Here is an 18,551-nt window from a genome sequence, read left to right as displayed (position 1 = left end):
CGTCATGGCTGACACCACGCATCCGCCGGTCGATTTTCGCGTCGATCCCGCCCGCTACCGGCACTGGAGGCTCAGGATCGACGGCCGCGTGGCCACGCTGACGATGGACGTCAGGGAGGACGGCGGGCTGCGGCCCGGCTACGAGCTGAAGCTCAACTCGTACGACCTCGGGGTCGATATCGAGCTCTACGACGCCATCCAGCGGCTGCGTTTCGAGCACCCCGAAGTCGGTGCCGTGATCCTGACCTCCGGCAAGGAGCGCGTGTTCTGCGCGGGGGCCAACATTCGCATGCTCGGGCAGTCCTCGCACGGCTTCAAGGTGAACTTCTGCAAGTTCACGAACGAGACGCGCAACGCCATGGAGGAGGCCAGCGCAGAGTCGCGGCAGGTCTACGTGTGCGCCGTCAACGGCCCCTGCGCCGGCGGCGGCTACGAGCTGGCCCTGGCCTGCGAGCGCATCGTCATGGCCGACGACGGCAACACCTCCGTGGCCCTGCCCGAAGTCCCGCTGCTGGCCGTGCTGCCCGGCACGGGGGGCCTCACCCGGCTGGTGGACAAGCGGCGGGTTAGGCGGGACCGCGCCGACGTGTTCTGCACTCTGGAAGAGGGCGTCAAGGGTCGGCGGGCCGTCGAATGGGGCCTGGTGGACGAGCTGGTCCCGCGCTCGCGGCTGGAGGCAACGGTGGGCCAGCGCGCGTCCGAGCTCGCCGCCCGCACCGATCGGCCGGCCCACACGCCGGGGATCGCGCTGACCCCGGTGTCGCGGAGGGTCGAGGACGACGGCATCCGCTACGCCACCGTGGTCTGCGCGCTCGACCGTTCCCGGGGTGTGGCCGAGATCACCGTCGCCGGCCCGTCCGAGGAACCGCCGTCCGACCCGGCCGGCGTGCAGACCCGGGGCGTGGCCTTCTGGCCGCTGGCCGTGGCTCGCGAGCTCGACGACTTGATCCTGCACTTGCGCGCCAACGAGGAGGCCGTCGGGCTCTGGGTGTTCCGCACCACGGGGCGGGCCGACCTGGTGGAAGCCTACGACCGCCTGCTCGCCGACCACGCCGCCCACTGGTTGATCCGGGAGATTCGGCTGTACCTCAAGCGGGTCTTCAAGCGGATCGACGTGTCCTCGCGCTCGGTCTTCGCCCTCATCGAGCCGGGGTCGGGCTTCGCGGGGACGCTGCTCGAGCTGGCCCTGGCCGCCGACCGCGTTTACATGCTGGCCGGCCGGCGCGAGGGTGACGACCGGCCGCCGGCGACGGTGCGGCTCACCACCATGAACTTCGGGGCCTACCCCATGGGCAACGGGCTGAGCCGGCTGGCCCAGCGCTTTCTCGGCGAGCCGGGATGGGTGGACGACTTCAAGGGGCGTATTGGCCAGGATCTGGAGGCCGACGCCGCTGCCGGGGCGGGGCTGGTGACGTTCACCCCGGACGATATCGACTGGGACGACGAAATCCGGCTCGCCATCGAGGAGCGCGCCGCCTTCTCGCCCGACGCGCTCACCGGCATGGAAGCGTCGTTGCGCTTTGCCGGGCCGGAGACCGTCGAGAGCAAGATCTTCGGGCGCCTGAGCGCCTGGCAAAACTGGACCTTCCAGCGTCCGAACGCGGTGGGCCCCAAGGGCGCGCTCCAGGTGTATGGCACGGGACAGCGGGCTGAATTCGATCGGAGGAGAGTGTGATGAGCGGGGCCGATTATCTGGAGCGGATCCCCAACAACGTGAGCCTCAAGGACGACCGTCGCCTGCTCCGCGCCCTGGAGGAGTGGCAGCCGCGGTTTCTCGACTGGTGGATGGAAATGGGGCCGACCGGTTTCCAGGCCAGCGAGGTATATCTCCGCACCGCAGTCAGCGTGGATGCTCAGGGCTGGGCGGTCTTCGACTGGGTGCGCATGCCCGAGTATCGCTGGGGCATCTTTCTGGCCGAGCCGGAGGCGGATCGCCGGATCGGCTTCGGTGACCACAAGGGGCAGCCGGCCTGGGCGGAGGTGCCCGGGGAGCATCGAGGCACGCTGCGGCGGCTGATCGTCACGCAGGGCGACACCGAGCCGGCCTCGGTCGAGCAACAGCGGGCCCTCGGGCGCACCTGTCCCTCGCTCTACGATTTACGCAACATCTTCCAGGTCAACGTGGAGGAAGGACGGCACCTCTGGGCCATGGTCTATCTGCTCCACGCCTACTTCGGGCGGGACGGCCGCGAGGAGGCCGAGGCGCTGCTGCAGCGGCGGTCTGGCGACCGCGACAAGCCGCGCATCCTGGGCGCCTTCAACGAGGCCACGCCCGACTGGCTCAGCTTCTTCATGTTCGCGTTCTTCACCGATCGTGACGGCAAGTACCAGCTGGCCAGCCTCCAGGAGTCGGGCTTCGATCCGCTGTCGCGCACGTGCCGCTTCATGCTCACCGAGGAGGCCCATCACATGTTCGTGGGCGAGACCGGGGTGGGCCGCATCGTGCAGCGGGCCTGCGAGCTCATGCGCCAGCACCGCAGCGACGACGTCCGCATCCACGGCGGGATCGACCTGCCGACGATTCAGCGGTACATCAACTTCCACTACTCGGTCTCCCTCGACCTGTTCGGCTCCGAGGTCTCCACCAACGCGGCCACCTACTACACCATGGGCCTCAAGGGACGGTTCGACGAGCCCAAGAAGGACGACGACCACACGCTCACGGACGCCACCTACCCGGTCACGGTGCTGGAAGGCGACCGGATCGTCACCAAGGACCTGCCGGCGCTGGTCACCGTCAACGAGCGCCTGCGCGACGACTACATCGCGGATTGTCAGCGGGGCGTGGACCGCTGGAACGCCATCATCAGGAAGCACGGGATCGACCTCGAGCTCCGGTTGCCGCACAAGGGGTTTCACCGGGCCATCGGCTCGTTCGCCGAGGCCCGGATCTCGCCGGACGGACGCGTCATCACCGAGGCCGAATGGAACGCCAGGAAGGCCGCGTGGCTGCCCACCGAGCGCGACCAGGCTTACGTGAGCAGCCTGATGGTGCCGGTCACCGAGCCGGGCCGGTTCGCCGGCTGGATCGCCCCGCCGCCCCGCGGCATCAACGGCCAACCCCTCGATTTCGAGTACGTCAGGCTACGGAAGGTCGCCGGCGCCGACACCCGGCCCTGAGCCCCGGCCGCGCCTGGGACGCGGCCGCCGACCGGCGGACTTCTCTTGGCGGCTCGTAGCAGAGTACACGTATGAGCAAGCGCATCGTCCTCGCCTCTTCGTTGCGTGGCTTGCCGGCGTGAGCAGCGCTGTGGAAGTGGCGCCAGGGCTGGCGGATGGCGGCCGCGGTCCCGGCGGCCTTGATGGGCTTCGTGGTCCTTGAGGATCGTGGTCGAGACGGCCCACGACCCGACGTCGCATAACCTGTGGCCGTTCGAAGTGCTGATGTACGGGACCATCAGTCTGGCCTTCATGGCGGCTCTGAAAATTGCACGGCGATTCGCGCACGCGCGCAACTGAGGGAACGCGCACTCAGCGTGCTCTTTCTGCTGGTGGCGGGCGTGGTCCTGCTCGTCGTCGCGCGACGAGGCTGCGTCTCCGGCGTGCTGCCCGCGCGCACCGCCTACTTTCGTCCCTATCGGCCGAACCGCGACGACAATCCGCTGGCCTTCCGTTTCTTTCTCGCGCTCTACTTCTGCGTCGGCCTGGCTCTGGTGTTCTGGGGTATCCTCGCGCTGACCGGTGGAGCATCGCCCATGCGGCTCCGCTGAGGCGTCAGGAGGCTGAGTCCCGGCTGAACCTCGATGGCGGAGCGCGGGTCACGGAGACGTACTGGATCACGACCGGGGACGGCCGCTCGACCGAAGAGCTGGTGGCCGCCGGCGACTATGGCTATGCCCACTCGTGCGTGACGTCCGAGAACTTTCCCGCGCGGCATTTCGGGAACATCGGCCGACGCGAGATCGTCCTGGTGGAATTCACGGCCGACGTGACCTCGGAGACCGCCATCGCGGCCGCGAGCGGGCTCGGCCTCGAGCGCCCCGTGTACGAGGACGCGCTGTACTTCGGCGTCGAGCATCCCGATGTGCAGCGGCGGCGCCCGGTGGTGTTTCTCCACGATCCCTGGTTCGGGTTCTTCGGCCGTCGGGACGTCCTGTGTCTCTGGAGCAACGCCGCCCGCCGGGAGCTGGGCCTGGAGGGGTTCGATGGCGTGTGGGGGCGAGACTACCGCTTCGCCTTCGTGCGCAGGCCGAGAGTACAATGCCGGCCGTGATCGATCCCGGAGCGCGGGGAGACTGAGCCATGCCCAAACCCATCGTGCCGAAGAGCCTTGGAGCGCCGCTCGGGATGTACTCCCACGGGATGGTGGTGCCATCCGGTGAGCTCGTGTTGGTGGCCGGTCAGGTCGGCCTCCCCCCGGGCGGCCAGGCGGCGGCCGGAGATGTCATCGCGCAAACCAAGCAGGCGCTGGAGAATGTCCGGGCCGTGGTCGAAGCGGCCGGCGCCACGATGCGCGACATCGTTCGCCTGCAGACGTTCCTGACTCGCGCCGAGGACATCGCCGATTTCATGAAGGCCCGGGCCGAGGTCTTTCCGGAATACTTCCCGGACAAGACGTACCCGCCCAACACGCTACTGATCATCAGCCGATTGGTGCGTCCGGAACTGCTGGTGGAGATCGAGGCGATGGCCGTGCGGCCGGCCCGGACCGCCGCCCGTGGCCGCAAAATCAAGGCCACGTCCAAACGGCGCCGGGCTCGCCGCTGAGCGAGGGCGCCGGCCATCGCCTCGGCCGGGTTAGAGTCTACGGTCCAGGTCGACTCGCGTATCGGACCGGCCGCGGGTCATGGACACGACGGCCAGCACGACGATGATGAACAGCGCGGCGGCCAGCAGGGCCGCCGTAGTGGGGCTGAGGCCGAAGAGCCCCGGCGTCTCGCGCGAGGTTTGCCGCGGCAGCGCGGCGCCGCCGTCTTCGGAACGGGCCCCGTTCCCGGATCCCGTCCTGGCATCGACGTTGACGTCGGGCCGATCGGTCGACGCGCCTGGCGCTGTCGAGGGCCGGTCGCCCGGCGGGGGCGCCGGACGTTCGAGCGCCGTGCCCGAGCCGGGCTGACCTGTGGCCTGCGCCTCCGCGCCGGCCACCAGACCCAGGCCGAGGAGCGTGGAGATCGCTGAAATGACGAGGGTTTTCATACGCGTTCCTCCTGCCTGAGGAGTCGAGCAACCGGGATGCCATGCAGCGCTGGTAAAGTTGACAAGGAGTCCGGATGAACGCATCCGAGCGGCTTCCCGAGCACTTCAACGTCGCGACGTATTTCGTAGACCGCAACGTGAGCGAGGGACGGGGCGGCCAGGTCGCCTTCATCTGCGAGGACCGCGTGCTGACGTACGCGGACGTCCTCGACGTGACCAACCGCACCGGGAACGTCCTCAAGGCCCGGGGCGTGGCGAGGGAAGAGCGGGTTCTCGTGCTGTGCCTCGACGCGCCGGAATTTCTCGGCGCGTTCTGGGGCGCGATCAAGATCGGTGCGATTCCGATCCCCGTGAACACGCTCCTACGGGGGCCCGACTACCTGTACCTCCTCGAGGATAGTCGCGCCAAGGCCGTGGTCGTCTCGGCGCCGCTCATGGCCGAGCTCGGCCCCGTGCTGGGGCGCGCCCGTCACGTCAAGCACGTGCTGGTCGCCGGAGGCCCTCCCGGCCCGTACCTGAGTTACGAAGAGGAGGTGGCCCGGGCCGCGTCCGATCTCGACGCCGCGGTGACGTCCCGCGACGAGAGCGCGTTCTGGCTCTACTCCTCGGGGTCGACCGGGTTTCCCAAGGGTACCGTGCACCTGCATCACGACATGTGGGTCTGCCTGGACACGTACGCCCGACAGGTCCTGGGCATCCGCCCCACGGACCGGGTATTCTCGGCCGCCAAGCTCTTCTTCGCCTACGGCCTGGGCAACGCCGGTTACTTTCCCATGGGTGTCGGCGCCCAGAGCGTGCTCTTTCCCCACCGGCCGACTCCGGAAGCCGTCTTCGACATCCTGACTCGCCACCGTCCGACGATCTTCTTCGGCGTGCCGACTCTCTACGCCGCGATGCTGGCCACCAAGGAGGCCGACAAACGGTTCGACCTCTCGTCCCTCCGCCTCTGCGTGTCGGCGGGTGAGGCGCTGCCCGAGGAGATCTACCATCGCTGGCGGGAGCGGTTCGGCGTCGAGATCATCGACGGGATCGGCACCACCGAGATCCTGCACATCTTCCTGTCGAACCGGCCGGGCGCGGCGCGGCCGGGCTCGTCGGGCCAGGTGGTGCCCGGCTATGAGGCCATCATCGTCGACGACGAGAGCCGGCCGGTGCCGCCGGGGGAGATCGGCAACCTTCGGGTCAAGGGCGACTCCACCATGGCGTACTACTGGAACAAGCACGACAAGACCAAGGAGACGCTCTTCGGGTCCTGGATCCAGACCGGCGACAAATACTCTCAGGACCGTGACGGCTACTTCTGGTACGCCGGGCGCGCCGACGACATGCTCAAAGTGGGGGGCATCTGGGTCTCGCCGGTCGAGGTCGAGGCGACCCTCATCAAGCACGCCGCCGTCCTGGAGGCCGCCGTGGTCGGCAGGGAAGACAGCGACCGACTCGTCAAGCCCCAGGCCTTCGTCGTGCTCAAGGAGCCGGCCCAGGCGTCGGCGGCGCTGGCCGAGGAGATCAAGTCCTTCGTGAAGGACAAGATCGCGGCCTACAAGTATCCCCGCTGGATCGAGTTCGTGAGCGAGCTGCCCAAGACGGCGACGGGCAAGATCCAGCGCTTCAAGCTGCGGAGCTGAGATGTTCGATGCCGGCCTGGAGACGCTGGCTCGCGACCGGCTCCGGGAGCTGCAGTGGCGGAAGCTGCGCGCCATGGTTGCCACGCTGCTGGGGGCGGAGAGCGACAACCGGTTCGTCAAGCGCAAGTGGGCCGATGCCGGCCTGGCCGCCGCCGACGACCTGCGATCGTGGGACGACTTCGCCCGCCTGCCCCTGACGACCAAGGCCGAGCTGATCGAGGATCAAGCGGCGCACCCGCCGTTCGGGACCAATCTGACCTGTCCGCCCGAGCGCTATGTCCGCGTCCACCAGACGTCGGGCACCTCCGGCTCGCCCATCCGCTGGCTCGACACCCAGGAGTCCTGGGACTGGTGGATCCGGTGCTGGGGCTTCGTCCTGCGGGGCGCCGGGCTCACGGCCACCGACCGGGTCTTCTTCCCCTTCTCGTTCGGTCTGTTCATCGGCTTCTGGGCCGGATTCGAGGGTGCGCGCGCCATCGGCGCGCTGGCCGTCCCCGGGGGTGGCCAGGACTCGGCGGCCAGGCTCTCGTCGATGGACCGGCTCGGCGTCACCGCGCTGGTCTGCACCCCGTCCTATGCGCTGCACCTGCTCGAGGTGGCGCGCGAGCGCGGCCTGGACGCGCGCAAGCTGGCCGTGCGCACCACCGTCCACGCCGGCGAGCCCGGCGCGAGTATTCCTCCGGTGCGGGTCCGGATCGAGCAAGGCTGGGGGGCCCGGGCCTTCGATCACGCCGGGATGACTGAGATGGGGGCCTACGGATACGAGTGCGCCGCCCAGGCCGGCCTGCACGTCAACGAGACCGAGTTCATCGCCGAGGTGATCGACCCGGAGACGGGGCGGCCGGCTCGAGAGGGCGAGCTGATCCTGACCAATCTGGGCCGGCTCGGCTCCCCGGCGATCCGTTATCGATCGGGAGATCGCGTCCGTCTCGCCGAGAGCTCCTGCGGCTGCGGTCGCACGTTCCTCCGGCTGGAAAGCGGCATTCTGGGGCGACTGGACGACATGCTGATCGTCCGCGGCGTGAACGTGTTTCCCTCGGCCATCGAGGCCATCGTGCGCCGGTTCCGGGACGTGGAGGAGTTCCAGATCGAGGTGTTCCGTGCCGGCGAGCTCGACGAGGTGCGGGTGGTCATCGAGGCCGCGGACGCCACGCTGACCCGCGCCGTCCAGGAGGCGTTCCGCGCCGAGATCGGGTTGCGCCTGGACGTGTGCGCCGTCGCGCCCCGTACGCTGCCGCGCCACGAGCTCAAGGCCCGCCGCCTGGTGAGGAAACCGCAGCCGTCGGCCTCCGCCTGACCCTTCCCGAGCCGATCGAGCGCGCCCAGGTGGTGCTGGGCGCCGCCACCGGAGTCCGGGTTCCCTGCCTGCTTCCGTGATCGTCGAGCGGTTCAAGAGCGATCCCGAGCTGGGGTTCGACGAATGGGCCGCGCTGGCCTTCCTCACCGAGCGGAGTTTCGAGCCCCCCATTGCGCCGCGCTTCCTCGGGGGCGATGCCGACGCGCGGGTCTTCGTGATGGAGGACCTCGGTCCGGGCCGGACGCTCGAGGACCATGGCGAGCGCCGACCATCCGGTCGCGGTGCCGATCTCGATCACCAGCGGGGACACCGCGGAAGCAGATTGCAAGCGTCAGCGCGAGGTCGCTGGCACGTGATTCGCTTGCCTCGCTGGCGTATGGCCCGGAGGAAGAGACCGGTCAGGCGTGGCAAGCGGAGCGGAAAGACGAGGTCCCAGGACGCGCTCCAAGGTCCGCCCCCGCGAGAGGCGATGCTGATCCGCAGCGACGAGGAACGGCGCGCGGCGCAAGAGCTGGCCGATTACACCGAGACCAGCCCGGAGCTGACGGCGGGCGACGTCGATGCCGACTGGCGTCGGGCGGCGAGCGTCGGGGAGGAATCGGCAGGCGGCACGGTGGCGACGCCCGATCAGGACCGCGTGGACGAGATCGGTGAGGCGTTGGGTCTGCGCCGCAGTCCGGATGAGGAGTTCCGCACGTCCGGCGAGATTCTGGAGTCGCGCGACCGCAACCGCTGGGACGACGAGGACATCCCCGGGCGCTGACGCGCCGCCCGTCAGCGCCCGAGCCGCCGGGCCGCGTGCAGCACGGCGATTACGGTCATGGCGTCCCGGATCTCGCTGCGCTCCACCATCCGCAGCACCTCATCGAAGCCGAACACGCCCAGCTCGATGAACTCGGTGGGGTCGGGCTCGCGGAGGGCCGGGCGCAGGCCCTCGCCGAGGTAGAGATGTGCGGTCTCGTCGACCACGCTCTTCGATGTATCGAAGTGGCAGAGCTTGACCAGACTGGCGGCCTCGTAGCCCGTCTCCTCGCGCAACTCACGCTGGGCGGCCGCCTCCTCGAGCTCCCCCGGATGCATCGCCCCGGTCGGCATCTCCCAGAGGAAGCCGCGGGCCACGTACCGGTACTGCCCCACCAGCAGGACCGTCGAGCGGTCCAGCAAGGGCAACACGCCGACACAAGGCCGGCATTCGACGACCCCGTACGGGGTGGTGCGGCCGTCGGGCATCTGGGCCAGGTCTTCGCGCACCGCGATCCAGCGGTTCTCGTAGACTCGACGGCTGCTCAGGGTTTTCCAGGGGGTGCGGGCCAGCGACGATCCGTCGGGCATATTTGGGGGCGCCACTCTAGCACAGGTCGAGAGTATACTCGGGCGGGCATGAAGGTCGTGCTCCGGAACCCACGGCGCGAGGTCGAGGTGCCCGGTGGCCGCCGCGTCAAGGACATCTTGCGGGACCTGGCTGTCATCCCGGAATCTGTGCTGGTGATCCGCGGCGACAGCCTGATCACCCACGACCAGGTCGTGGACGACCACGACACGATCGAGCTGCGCCCCGTCATGTCCGGCGGACGATGAAGTGTCGCAAGTGCGGCGGTGCTGCGGTCCTGGAGCTGCGGCGGCACAACGCCGCCTTCTGCGCGCCCGACTACCTCGAGTTCTTCCGCAACCAGGTCCGTGAGGCCATCCGCCGCCACCGCATGTTCACCCGCGAGGAGCGCGTGCTGGTGGCCGTATCCGGGGGCAAGGACTCCCTGGCGCTCTGGGACGTCCTGCTCGAGGACGGCTATCAGGCGAGCGGTCTCTATCTCGACCTCGGCATCTTCGACTACTCGGTGGAGTCACGCGTGCGCTGCGAGCGCTTCGCCGCCGGGCGTGGCGTGCCGCTTCTGATCAGCCGCGTCGCCGACGAGGTCGGCGCCCCCGTTCCCACCATCCAGGAGGTGACCCGCCGGCCGCCCTGCTCGGGCTGCGGGTTGAGCAAGCGCTACCTGATGAACCGGGTGGCCCTCGAGCACGACTTTCCGGTAGTGGCCACCGGTCACAACCTGGACGACGAGGCCGCCACGCTGCTCGGCTCGGTCCTGCACTGGCAGATGGAGGCCCTGCCCCGCCAGTCGCCCGCGTTGCCCTCGACCCACCCCAAGCTGGTGCGCCGGGTGAAGCCGCTCTACAGGCTGTCGGAGCGGGAGACGGCCGCCTACGCCTTCCTGCGGCGGATCGACTACATCGTCGAGGAATGTCCTTTCGCCAGGGGGGCCACCTCGATCCTCCACAAGGACATCCTCAATCGGATGGAAGACGCGTCGCCGGGGGCCAAGCACAATTTCCTGTTCGGCTTTCTGGACAAGGCGCGCGCCGCGTTCGAACGCGCGGAGGCGGTGGACCTGCGGGAGTGCACGCGCTGCGGGCAGGTGACCACCGGCACCGTGTGCGCGTTCTGCAAGCTGAGCGACCAGGTCAAGCGCGCCACCTAGCGTCAGCGACGCTCCCGGGACCGCCCACTGCGCCCCTACCTCGAGCTCACGGCCGCCATGGCCATCGTGGGCAGCTCAGTCGTCGTGGGCAAGCTGATGGTGGCCACGCTGCCGGTGTTCCTCATCGGCGGCCTCCGCTTCGCTCTCGCCTCGGTGATCCTGCTGCCCCTGGTGCTCATCACCGAGCGGGGCTGGCCGAGACTCGGCGAGCGCGATGTGAAGGTGCTGGTGTTGCAGGCCTTCACGGGGATCTTCCTGTTCAACACGCTGCTGCTGTATGGCCTCACCCTCACCAGCGCCGCGGAAAGCGGCATCGTGACCAGCACGACGCCGGCCGTGACGGCGGCGCTGGCGGTGGCTCTGCTGCGGGAGCCGTGGACGCGGCCGCGCGCGCTGGGCATCGGGCTGGCGGTGCTCGGTCTGCTGACCATCAACCTCGCGGCGTCTACCGCGGGGCGGGGCGCCCACCCTGTCCTCGGTAACCTGTTGGTCTTCGGCGCCGTCGTCGGTGAGGGGCTCTTCGTCATCTGCAGCCGGGTGCTGTCCCAGCGGCTGCCTCCGCTGGTCGTGGCCGCCGGCATCAGCATCCTGGGCCTGCTGATGTTCTTGCCCTTTGCCCTCTACGACCTGCGTCACGTCAGCCTCGTCGACCTCGCGCCCGGCCAGTGGCTCGCCATCGGGTACTACGGTGTCGTGGTGACGGTGCTCGCCTTCCTCCTGTGGGCCCGAGGGGTGGCCCGGGTACCAGCGAGCGCCGCAGCCGTGTTCACCGGCGTGCTGCCGGTGAGCGCGGTGACGCTCTCCTATCTGGTCCTCGGCGAACCCATCGAGGCCTCGCATCTGCTGGGCGGGGTTTGCGTGCTGGCGGCGATCGTCGTCGTGGCTCGCGCGGGATGAGCCCACGGTCCGAGGCGCCCCGAGCTGCGTGATAAGATGAATCGTCGTTCAGTGGCGCGGGAGGAGCTCATGAGAGATGCAGTGATCGTCGGCGCCGTCCGCACCGCCGTCGGCAAGCGCAACGGCAGGCTGTCGCCCGTGCGACCGGACGACCTCGCCGCCCTCGTGCTCGGCGAGCTGGTCCGGCGGGTCGGGATCGAGCCGACCGAGATCGAGGATGTGATCCTGGGATGCGTGGACCAACTCGGCGAGCAGGGCATGAACATCGCCCGCAACGCCGCGCTCATCGCCGGCCTGCCGCTCGACGTCTGCGGCACCACCCTCGACCGCATGTGCGGCTCCGGCCAGCAGGCCGCCAACTTTGCCGCCATGGGCGTGATGGCCGGGCAGTACGATTGCGTGATCGCCGGCGGCATCGAGCACATGACCCGAGTGCCGATGGGAGCCAACGCCATGGGGCCGGGCGAAGGCCCGCTGTCGCCGCGACTTCAGGAGCGCTACCAGATCATTCCGCAGGGCCTCTCGGCCGAGCTGATCGCCGAGAAATGGGGACTCAGCCGGCGCGAGCTCGACGAGTTTTCGGCGCAGAGTCACGAGCGGGCCGGGCGGGCGATCGCCGAGGGCCGGTTCCGGCGGGAGATCATGCCGCTCACGCTGCCCGACGGCTCCATCTTCGACACCGACGAGGGCGTGCGCGTGCCAGTGGATCGCGCGAGGATGACCCAGCTTCAGCCCGCGTTCAAGCCAGACGGCGTGATCACTGCCGGCAACTCCTCCCAGATCTCCGACGGCGCCGCCGCCCTCATGCTCATGTCGACGGAGCGAGCCAGGGCGCTGGGCATCCGGCCGCGCGCCCGTGTGGTCGCCACCGCCCTGGCCGGTGTGGATCCGACCCTCATGCTCACGGGGCCCATCCCGGCTACCCGGCGCGTGCTCGCTCGGGCCGGGCTCCGGCTGAACGACATGGCGGCGATCGAGATCAACGAGGCGTTTGCCTCGGTGGTCCTGGCCTGGCAGCGCGAGCTCGACGCTGACATGAACCGGGTGAACATGAACGGCGGGGCCATCGCGCTCGGCCATCCGCTGGGGTGCTCGGGGGCCAAGCTGATGACGACGCTCCTGCACCAGCTGGAGCGGACGGACGGGCGATACGGGTTGCAGACCATGTGCATCGGCTTCGGCCAGGGCATCGCCACCATCATCGAGCGCCTGTAGAAGGGAAAGGAACCTGCACATGGCCGGATTCCGCTGCCCCAAGTGCTTCAAGGTCGCCCCTGTCCAGAAGATCTGTTGCGGGCGGCCCATGAAGCGGGCGTGACGCACCTCGTCGTCGCTCTTGCCCTGCTGCTCGCCGGCTGCGCGAGTGAGTTGGGGCAGGCTCCCCGGCCGGCAATGGCTCCGCCACCGCCGGACTTTCGGGGCACCTGGTCGGGGACCTGGGCGGGGACCCCGCTCACGCTCGTCGTGACCGAGCAGACCGCACTGGGCCCCGCCGGCGGAGTGTATCTCGGTCCCCTCCCGCTGGATCAGCGGGTCCCGGGTATTGTCGGGATAATGACGTCCACCATCGGCGGCAACCAAGTTACGACCAGCGCCCGAGGCTGGCTCGGTTCTACCGGTAGCGCCGTGACCCTTCTCGTGCAGACCCAGACGTCCCACGGCCTGCAACAGCTGAACTTGACCCGTGTGGAGGCGGACCGGCTGGTCGGACGGGGAAAGTCGGATTTCTACTGGGGGCCCACGGGCGCGGTCGAGTTGAGCCGGCGACCGAATGCGTGACGTGCCGCTGCGAGCCCGTTGCGGGGCTCGCAGCGGCGTCTGCCGACGTCAGGACGCCCGGCGCTGCTCCTGGCTGCTGAGCCAGCGATCCACTTCCTGCTCGGCCTGCTCACGCTCGTACCCGTACCGCTCCTGGAGCTTGCCGATCAGCATTTCGGCATTGCCTTGCATCTGATCGATCTCATCGTCGGTCAGCTTGCCCCACTGCTGGCGCATCTTGCCCTTGAGCTGTGTCCACTGACCCTTCAGCGTGTCGCGATTCATTGATGGAAGCTCCTTTCACAATCCCGTCGTTGGTTTCCTGGGGAGTTCGTACGGGAAATGTTGTTGCAAGGCGGATACCGGTGAGAGATCGCGCCCATCCGGGCCCTCAGTCGAAGGCATGGTGCTTGCACGCTCTTGCCCCGAGCATGAGGGTGGTCCGCACGTTCGGGATCGCCGCAGCCGTGGTCGCGGTCCTGCTTGCCGCGCGCTTTCTGTGGGGCGCGGTCCGCGGCATCCCGGCGGCCTCCGCTCAATCGCCGGGCGGCGTCGTGGCGCTCGGCCTGGTGGCGGGGCTGGTCGTGCTCATGGGCGTGCTCGTGGTCGGCGTGGCTCTCGCCCTGTTCGATGTCGGCCCCCGGCGCGAGGAGGAGGCGAGACGGCTGGAGACCGTGATCTCCAGCGCCCTGCGCCGCGACGTCGGGCATCTGCCGGTGACCCTCGCGGCGCGCGTGCCGACGTCCGGCGGGTCGCCGGTCGTTCTCGAGGTTACCGGGGCGGTGTCGACCAGCGCGCAGCGCGATGCCGTCATCGACGTCGTCGAGCGGGAGCTACGACGGCGGCGGTCGTTCTATCGGGTGGACGATCGGCTGGAGGTCAGTGCGGCCGCCGTTTCGGCGGCGTGAGCTTCACGAGCGCCGGACCGAGGTCAGGCGGGAAGCGCGGCCTGGATCGCGGCGTCGAGCTCGGCAGGGCGGACGGGTTTGAACAGGCACCGGTGGATTTTCATCGCCACCAGCCGCGCGTGATCGTCCTCGCGGAGGCCCCAGCCGGTAATGAACAGGATCGGCACCGAGGCGTCCACCTCGCGCAGCCGTCCGGCGAACTCCCAGCCGTTCATGCCCGCCATGCCGACATTGCTCAGTACCACGTCGAAACGTCCTGGCGTATAGAGCTCCAGAGCGACGGGCCCGCTCTTGGCCTGCGTGATCGTGTGGCCGAGCGTGCTCAGGAGCTCGGCGAGGGTGGACAGGACCTGGGGATCGTCGTCGACCATGAGGACGCGGGCCAGGCGGCGCGGGCCCTCCTGGTCCGGAGCCCGTTGCTCGGACAGCGCCTCGGTCGCCGCCGGCAGCGTGATGGTGAACGTGGTGCCCTTCCCCGGCTCACTGTCGACCCGGATCTCGCCGCCGTGACGCTTGACGATCGAGTAGACCATGGCCAGGCCCAGTCCGGAGCCGGCCTCCCCCTTCGTGGAGAAGAACGGCTCGAAGATCCGGCGGCGCACGGTCTCCGACATGCCGATGCCGGTGTCGGCGACGGTGAGGACCACCCAGCCCCGCTTGTCGGTTCGGGTGGTCACGGTCAACCGGCCGCCGTTCGGCATGGCGTCGATGGCGTTGAGCAGGAGGTTGGTGCACATCTCGGTGAGCGCGGCCGGCCGTCCATTGGCGGCCGGCACTGTCCCCAGCTCCAGGCGGAGGTCGAGCGGACGGTTCTCATGGGCCGTCTTCTCTTCCCAGCGTGGCCGAATGATGGCCACCGCGTCGTGCACGATCTGGTTGACGTCGAGCACCACGAACTGCTCGTCGGGTCTCAGGCGGGCGAACTGCTGGATCCTCCGCACCGTCTCCGAGCCGTCCAGGGCCGCCGACTCCAGGATCTTCAGCGACCGGGACACCAGGTTCTCGTCCGAGAGGTTCTGCTTCATGAGCTGGGTGTAGCCCAGGATCGCTTGCAGCAGGTTGTTGAAGTCGTGGGCGATGCCGCCGGCCAGCTGACCGAGCGCGCTCAGCTTCTCGGACTGCTGCAGCTGCCCCTCCACTTCTCGCTGCATGGTGATGTCGTGGACGATGGCGATCAGCCCTTCGAACTCGCCCTGACCGCCGCCGAGGGCCGACAGCGTCACCACCAGGGTTTGCGGCCTCCCCGCCGGTGACGAGGTGACCTCGAAGGTATGCGCGTGGCTGCCCTCGGCCAGCCGCCGCTTGGCTTCGGCGTAGGGCCCGGAGGGCAGGAAGTCGGTGATCGGCCGTCCCAGCGCCTCGGCCACTGGCCGGACGAAGATGCGCTCGGCGGTGGGATTCCAGCCTTCGATCCGATCATCGCGGGTCACGGCGATGATGGCATCGCCGGCGGAGGCGATGAGATCTTCCAGGGAGCGCTTGGTGGTGGCGATCTCCGTGTAGAGCCGCGAGTTGCGCACGGCGATGGCCAGATACTCGGAGAGCATCTCCAGCAGCTCGCGTTCCCGGGGATCGATGGCCCGGCCGGAGGCCCGGTTGTCGACGACGAGGTACCCGAGCGGGCCCTCGGCATCGCGGATGGGGCAGGTCACCAGCGCCGGCAGCTCGCTCGACGGCGGAGCCTCGCTCTCCGGAATGATGGCGACGGCGTCGTACCCGAGCGCCCGGCGGAGCTGGTCGGTCACGGCCAACGTCATCTCGGATGGCACGAGCTGGCCCACGATGGTGCGGGCCATCTCCCGGAGGATGGAAAGCTGGGTGACCCGTAGCGACTGCTCGGCCGCCTCCCGGCGCGCCGCTTCCTCCAGCTCCCGGGTCTTGGCGGCCAGGCTGCGCATCTCCCCGACCAGGTGGGCCACCTGATTGCGCTGCCCGAGATCGGCCTGCCGGCGCTGCAGGGCGCGTCGGACGACGTCGTCCAGGTCCTGCCGGGAAAACGGCTTGATCAGGTACTCGAAGGCACCGTGGCTCAGCGCCAGCTTGACCGTCTCCAGCGAGGCGTACGCGGTGATCATGATGACCTCGATGGACGGGTCCTGGCGCTTGATGCGGCGCAGCACCTCCAGGCCATCCATTTCGGGCATCTTGATGTCCATGATGACGAGATCCGGGCGGAACTCGCCGATCTCCCGGAGGGCGGCGTTGGCGCCGTCCGCCGTCTTGATCTCATAAGCGAGCTTGAGGAGCATCCGGAGCGACTCCCGGGGACCGATCTCGTCGTCGACGATGAGGACCCGCGGGCGGGGCAGGGGAGGCGCCGCGACGTTCGCCATCAGGCTGCGGGCGGGAGCGTCACCTGAAAGGTCAGCTCGTGCCGGCCCTGGCGGACCAGGAGGCGACCGCCGAGGGCCTCGATCAGGCGCTGGCTGACCGCGGGCCCCAGCTCGATGAGGTTCTCCTGCACCATGTGCACGGGATCGAAGATGCGCTCCAGCCTGTCGGCCATCACCGTGGCCGTGCGCGAGCCGACGAGGATGCGCACTTCGTCGGGGCCCTGGGGGCTGCCGTGGCGTCCCACCGAAATCGAGACTTTGGCGTCCTCGCCCGGCGAGCTGTGGGTCAGGTACCAGACCAGGTAGGAAAGGGCTTTCCGGAACTGGACCGTGTCGACTCGGATGAGCTGGGCAGAGCGGTCGCGGTTGACGTCAAGCTGGAGACGCTTGCCCACCCCGTCGTCGACCTCGACCGCCGTCACGACTTCGTCGACGACGGCGTTCGCGTCCACCGTTGTGAAGTTTAACTCACCTTCACTGACCAGCCCCGCAAGTTTTTCAAAAACCTGCACGAGCCGGCGGACGTCGCGCCGGACCACCGAGGAGAAGAGCTTGCGGAAGTCGGGATCGTCGTAGCGCTCCTCCACCAGCTCGACGAACGTGTTGATCGAGACCAGCGGATTCTTGATCTCGTCGGCGATGCGCGCGATCGTCCGGCCCAGGAGCTGGAACTCCTCGGCCTGGCGCTTCTGGGCGGCCAGCTCCTTCTGCGTGGTGCGGTCCTCGAAGACCAGCACCGCGGCCAGGGGGGCCGGCTCGTCGCCGTGGATCGGATAGGTCGAGACCTCCAGCCAGAGTTGACGCAGGGCTAGCTGGATCTCGCTCTTGGGCAGGGCGCGGCCTTGGGTCAGCGTCTCGTAGAGCAGGTCCCCCAGCGGGGAAGGCAGCGCGCGCAGATCCTGGTCGATGACCTCGGCCGCCTGGAGCCCGAGAATCTCCTCGGCGCGATGGTTGATGAGTCCCACCTTCTCGTCCCGGCCGATGGTGATGACCCCGCTCGACATGTGGGCGAGGATCCGCTCTCTGAAATCCTTCTCCTGGCGCAGCTGGTGGTGAAGATCGATGTCCCGAATGGCCGTGGCCAGCTGGGTGGCCAGGTCGAAGAGGATCTCTGTCTCGTGCCGACCATAGGGGGCGCCGACTACCGGTTGGCCCACGACCAGGATGGCAACCAGCTCACCCTGGGCTAGCAGCGGGACCGCCACCACCCCACCCAACAGCTTGAGCTCGGCGATGAGGACAGGATCCGAGAGCTCCTGGAGGCGCGCCGGGCGGGCCTGCACGGTCAGCCAGCGGGGCAGCCCGTGAGAGGCCGACATCTTCACCGCCTCGGCAACCTGCGGGGACAGCCCCCGGTGCGCCCGCACCCGGTACATCTCGGCGCCGTCGGGCATCAGCACGGCGCAGCGGGTCGGCCGCAGCAGTTCGCCGAGCGCCTCGAGGAACATGTCGAGGACGCGGGGCAGATCGAACCCGGCGGCTAGAACCCGGCTGAACTCTTTGAGGACATGCTGGAGCGCCGGGGGCGTGGAGGGGGCGGCCTCCGGTGGTGGCTGGGGCGAGGCGGGGACCAACGGGGCCAGCGTCTTCAGCACGGCGAGCTCCCGCAGGAGGCGTTGCTTGTCGCCGAGCCGGCGCAGGGCGGCCTCCAGGTCGCGCTGGGTGAAGGCCGCCGGAATCGTGAAGTCGGCCGCCTCGGCTTCCTCCTCGCCGGCGCCCACTGCCACTACCAGTGCCGACGGGCTGAGCTCTTTCGCTCGCGCGACAAAGGCTGGTAAGTTTTTAGCCGGGCCCCGGGTGTCCCGGAGCACAACCTCGACCTCCACCGACCGGAGGGTCTTCAGTGCCTCCGCGTCGCTCCGAGCTACGAACGTCGTGCAGTTCCCGAATGCCCGCTGCAGACGCCCCAGCAGCGACGCATCACCCGTAATGATCAGGACCGTCTTCATGCGCGAGCGTTCATCCCCGGATCGCGAGCCTCGCTCGCCAGACCACCCTGGGTGGCGAGCGGGAACTCAACCGTAAAGAGCGCCCCGCCCCCGGGACGGTTGGAGGCTAGCAGCTTAGCACGATGCGCCGCGGCGATGCCGGCGGAGATGGTGAGACCGAGGCCGGAGCCG

General features: G+C 68.9%; 18 protein-coding genes. 13 read left to right on the top strand and 5 right to left on the bottom strand.

Features of this window, described 5'->3' with window-relative positions; all coding sequences use genetic code 11:
* Positions 1-4 precede the first annotated feature (4 nt).
* The 5 genes from boxC (at position 5) to VFR64_12285 (ending at position 4,707) form a co-directional block, all read left to right on the top strand.
* Complete coding sequence (gene boxC / locus VFR64_12305) at positions 5-1,675, top strand: 2,3-epoxybenzoyl-CoA dihydrolase (GenBank protein HET9490522.1); 1,671 nt, start codon at positions 5-7, stop codon at positions 1,673-1,675.
* A complete protein-coding gene (gene boxB, locus VFR64_12300) occupies positions 1,675-3,120 on the top strand; it encodes a benzoyl-CoA 2,3-epoxidase subunit BoxB (GenBank protein HET9490521.1) in 1,446 nt (481 codons plus the stop codon). The genes boxC and boxB overlap by 1 nt, the downstream gene beginning before the upstream one ends.
* Before the next feature lie 356 nt (positions 3,121-3,476).
* Entirely contained in the window at positions 3,477-3,710 is a 234-nt protein-coding gene (locus VFR64_12295) for a hypothetical protein (GenBank protein ID HET9490520.1), read from the top strand.
* A gap of 101 nt (positions 3,711-3,811) precedes the next feature.
* Complete coding sequence (locus VFR64_12290; GenBank protein ID HET9490519.1) at positions 3,812-4,213, top strand: hypothetical protein; 402 nt, start codon at positions 3,812-3,814, stop codon at positions 4,211-4,213.
* Positions 4,214-4,242: 29 nt separating this feature from the next.
* Positions 4,243-4,707 (top strand): RidA family protein, encoded by a 465-nt coding sequence (locus tag VFR64_12285; GenBank protein ID HET9490518.1) that lies wholly within the window; start codon positions 4,243-4,245, stop codon positions 4,705-4,707.
* A 30-nt stretch (positions 4,708-4,737) separates the two neighbouring features.
* Here VFR64_12285 and VFR64_12280 read toward each other — a convergent pair whose 3' ends face one another.
* Positions 4,738-5,136, bottom strand: coding sequence for a hypothetical protein (locus VFR64_12280; GenBank protein ID HET9490517.1), 399 nt, complete (start codon positions 5,134-5,136; stop codon positions 4,738-4,740).
* A 74-nt stretch (positions 5,137-5,210) separates the two neighbouring features.
* Between VFR64_12280 and VFR64_12275 the strand changes: the two genes are divergently transcribed.
* The 3 genes from VFR64_12275 to VFR64_12265 all read left to right on the top strand — a co-directional run bounded on the left by VFR64_12275 (position 5,211) and on the right by VFR64_12265 (position 8,821).
* Positions 5,211-6,761: a benzoate-CoA ligase family protein gene (locus VFR64_12275; protein ID HET9490516.1), complete on the top strand. Its 1,551-nt coding sequence runs from the start codon at positions 5,211-5,213 to the stop codon at positions 6,759-6,761.
* A gap of 1 nt (position 6,762) precedes the next feature.
* Complete coding sequence (locus tag VFR64_12270; GenBank protein HET9490515.1) at positions 6,763-8,058, top strand: phenylacetate--CoA ligase family protein; 1,296 nt, start codon at positions 6,763-6,765, stop codon at positions 8,056-8,058.
* Between the two features lie 469 nt (positions 8,059-8,527).
* A complete protein-coding gene (locus VFR64_12265) occupies positions 8,528-8,821 on the top strand; it encodes a DUF6335 family protein (GenBank protein HET9490514.1) in 294 nt (97 codons plus the stop codon).
* 11 nt (positions 8,822-8,832) lie between these two features.
* Here the strand turns inward: VFR64_12265 and VFR64_12260 are convergent, their stop codons facing one another.
* Positions 8,833-9,390 carry an NUDIX hydrolase gene (locus tag VFR64_12260; GenBank protein ID HET9490513.1) on the bottom strand — a complete coding sequence of 186 codons (558 nt, stop codon included), beginning with the start codon at positions 9,388-9,390 and terminating at the stop codon, positions 8,833-8,835.
* 48 nt (positions 9,391-9,438) lie between these two features.
* Between VFR64_12260 and VFR64_12255 the strand changes: the two genes are divergently transcribed.
* The 4 genes from VFR64_12255 (at position 9,439) to VFR64_12240 (ending at position 12,647) form a co-directional block, all read left to right on the top strand.
* Positions 9,439-9,636, top strand: a complete 198-nt coding sequence (locus VFR64_12255) for a MoaD/ThiS family protein (protein ID HET9490512.1) — start codon at positions 9,439-9,441, stop codon at positions 9,634-9,636.
* The gene (locus VFR64_12250; protein HET9490511.1) at positions 9,633-10,535 is read left to right on the top strand and encodes a TIGR00269 family protein; all 903 of its coding nucleotides are present in this window, start codon (positions 9,633-9,635) and stop codon (positions 10,533-10,535) included. Before VFR64_12255 ends, VFR64_12250 begins: the two co-directional genes overlap by 4 nt.
* Positions 10,536-10,592: 57 nt before the next feature.
* Positions 10,593-11,432 (top strand): DMT family transporter, encoded by an 840-nt coding sequence (locus VFR64_12245; GenBank protein ID HET9490510.1) that lies wholly within the window; start codon positions 10,593-10,595, stop codon positions 11,430-11,432.
* A gap of 69 nt (positions 11,433-11,501) precedes the next feature.
* Positions 11,502-12,647 (top strand): thiolase family protein, encoded by a 1,146-nt coding sequence (locus tag VFR64_12240; protein ID HET9490509.1) that lies wholly within the window; start codon positions 11,502-11,504, stop codon positions 12,645-12,647.
* 612 nt (positions 12,648-13,259) lie between these two features.
* Here VFR64_12240 and VFR64_12235 read toward each other — a convergent pair.
* The gene (locus VFR64_12235) at positions 13,260-13,475 is read right to left on the bottom strand and encodes a CsbD family protein (protein ID HET9490508.1); all 216 of its coding nucleotides are present in this window, start codon (positions 13,473-13,475) and stop codon (positions 13,260-13,262) included.
* 146 nt (positions 13,476-13,621) lie between these two features.
* Here VFR64_12235 and VFR64_12230 point away from each other — a divergent pair, with 146 nt between their 5' ends.
* Positions 13,622-14,098 (top strand): hypothetical protein, encoded by a 477-nt coding sequence (locus tag VFR64_12230; protein HET9490507.1) that lies wholly within the window; start codon positions 13,622-13,624, stop codon positions 14,096-14,098.
* A gap of 23 nt (positions 14,099-14,121) precedes the next feature.
* Here the strand turns inward: VFR64_12230 and VFR64_12225 are convergent, their stop codons facing one another.
* Both VFR64_12225 and VFR64_12220 read right to left on the bottom strand, forming a co-directional pair.
* A complete protein-coding gene (locus VFR64_12225; protein HET9490506.1) occupies positions 14,122-16,431 on the bottom strand; it encodes a response regulator in 2,310 nt (769 codons plus the stop codon).
* Positions 16,431-18,380 (bottom strand): GAF domain-containing protein, encoded by a 1,950-nt coding sequence (locus VFR64_12220; protein ID HET9490505.1) that lies wholly within the window; start codon positions 18,378-18,380, stop codon positions 16,431-16,433. Before VFR64_12220 ends, VFR64_12225 begins: the two co-directional genes overlap by 1 nt.
* Positions 18,381-18,551 lie beyond the last annotated feature (171 nt).

This window comes from Candidatus Methylomirabilota bacterium, from assembly GCA_035709005.1.
GTDB lineage: Bacteria > Methylomirabilota > Methylomirabilia > Rokubacteriales > CSP1-6 > 40CM-4-69-5.
Note: the sequence above shows the minus strand (reverse complement) of the source record. Positions and strands in the feature narration are given on the sequence as shown.

Coding starts and splice junctions, on each gene's coding strand:
- boxC (HET9490522.1), top strand. CDS start 5: ATGGCTGACACCACGCATCCGCCGGTCGATTTTCGCGTCGATCCCGCC.
- boxB (HET9490521.1), top strand. CDS start 1,675: ATGAGCGGGGCCGATTATCTGGAGCGGATCCCCAACAACGTGAGCCTC.
- VFR64_12285 (HET9490518.1), top strand. CDS start 4,243: ATGCCCAAACCCATCGTGCCGAAGAGCCTTGGAGCGCCGCTCGGGATG.
- VFR64_12280 (HET9490517.1), bottom strand. CDS start 5,136: ATGAAAACCCTCGTCATTTCAGCGATCTCCACGCTCCTCGGCCTGGGT.
- VFR64_12275 (HET9490516.1), top strand. CDS start 5,211: ATGAACGCATCCGAGCGGCTTCCCGAGCACTTCAACGTCGCGACGTAT.
- VFR64_12270 (HET9490515.1), top strand. CDS start 6,763: ATGTTCGATGCCGGCCTGGAGACGCTGGCTCGCGACCGGCTCCGGGAG.
- VFR64_12265 (HET9490514.1), top strand. CDS start 8,528: ATGCTGATCCGCAGCGACGAGGAACGGCGCGCGGCGCAAGAGCTGGCC.
- VFR64_12260 (HET9490513.1), bottom strand. CDS start 9,390: ATGCCCGACGGATCGTCGCTGGCCCGCACCCCCTGGAAAACCCTGAGC.
- VFR64_12255 (HET9490512.1), top strand. CDS start 9,439: ATGAAGGTCGTGCTCCGGAACCCACGGCGCGAGGTCGAGGTGCCCGGT.
- VFR64_12250 (HET9490511.1), top strand. CDS start 9,633: ATGAAGTGTCGCAAGTGCGGCGGTGCTGCGGTCCTGGAGCTGCGGCGG.
- VFR64_12245 (HET9490510.1), top strand. CDS start 10,593: ATGGCCATCGTGGGCAGCTCAGTCGTCGTGGGCAAGCTGATGGTGGCC.
- VFR64_12240 (HET9490509.1), top strand. CDS start 11,502: ATGAGAGATGCAGTGATCGTCGGCGCCGTCCGCACCGCCGTCGGCAAG.
- VFR64_12235 (HET9490508.1), bottom strand. CDS start 13,475: ATGAATCGCGACACGCTGAAGGGTCAGTGGACACAGCTCAAGGGCAAG.
- VFR64_12230 (HET9490507.1), top strand. CDS start 13,622: ATGAGGGTGGTCCGCACGTTCGGGATCGCCGCAGCCGTGGTCGCGGTC.
- VFR64_12225 (HET9490506.1), bottom strand. CDS start 16,431: ATGGCGAACGTCGCGGCGCCTCCCCTGCCCCGCCCGCGGGTCCTCATC.
- VFR64_12220 (HET9490505.1), bottom strand. CDS start 18,380: ATGAAGACGGTCCTGATCATTACGGGTGATGCGTCGCTGCTGGGGCGT.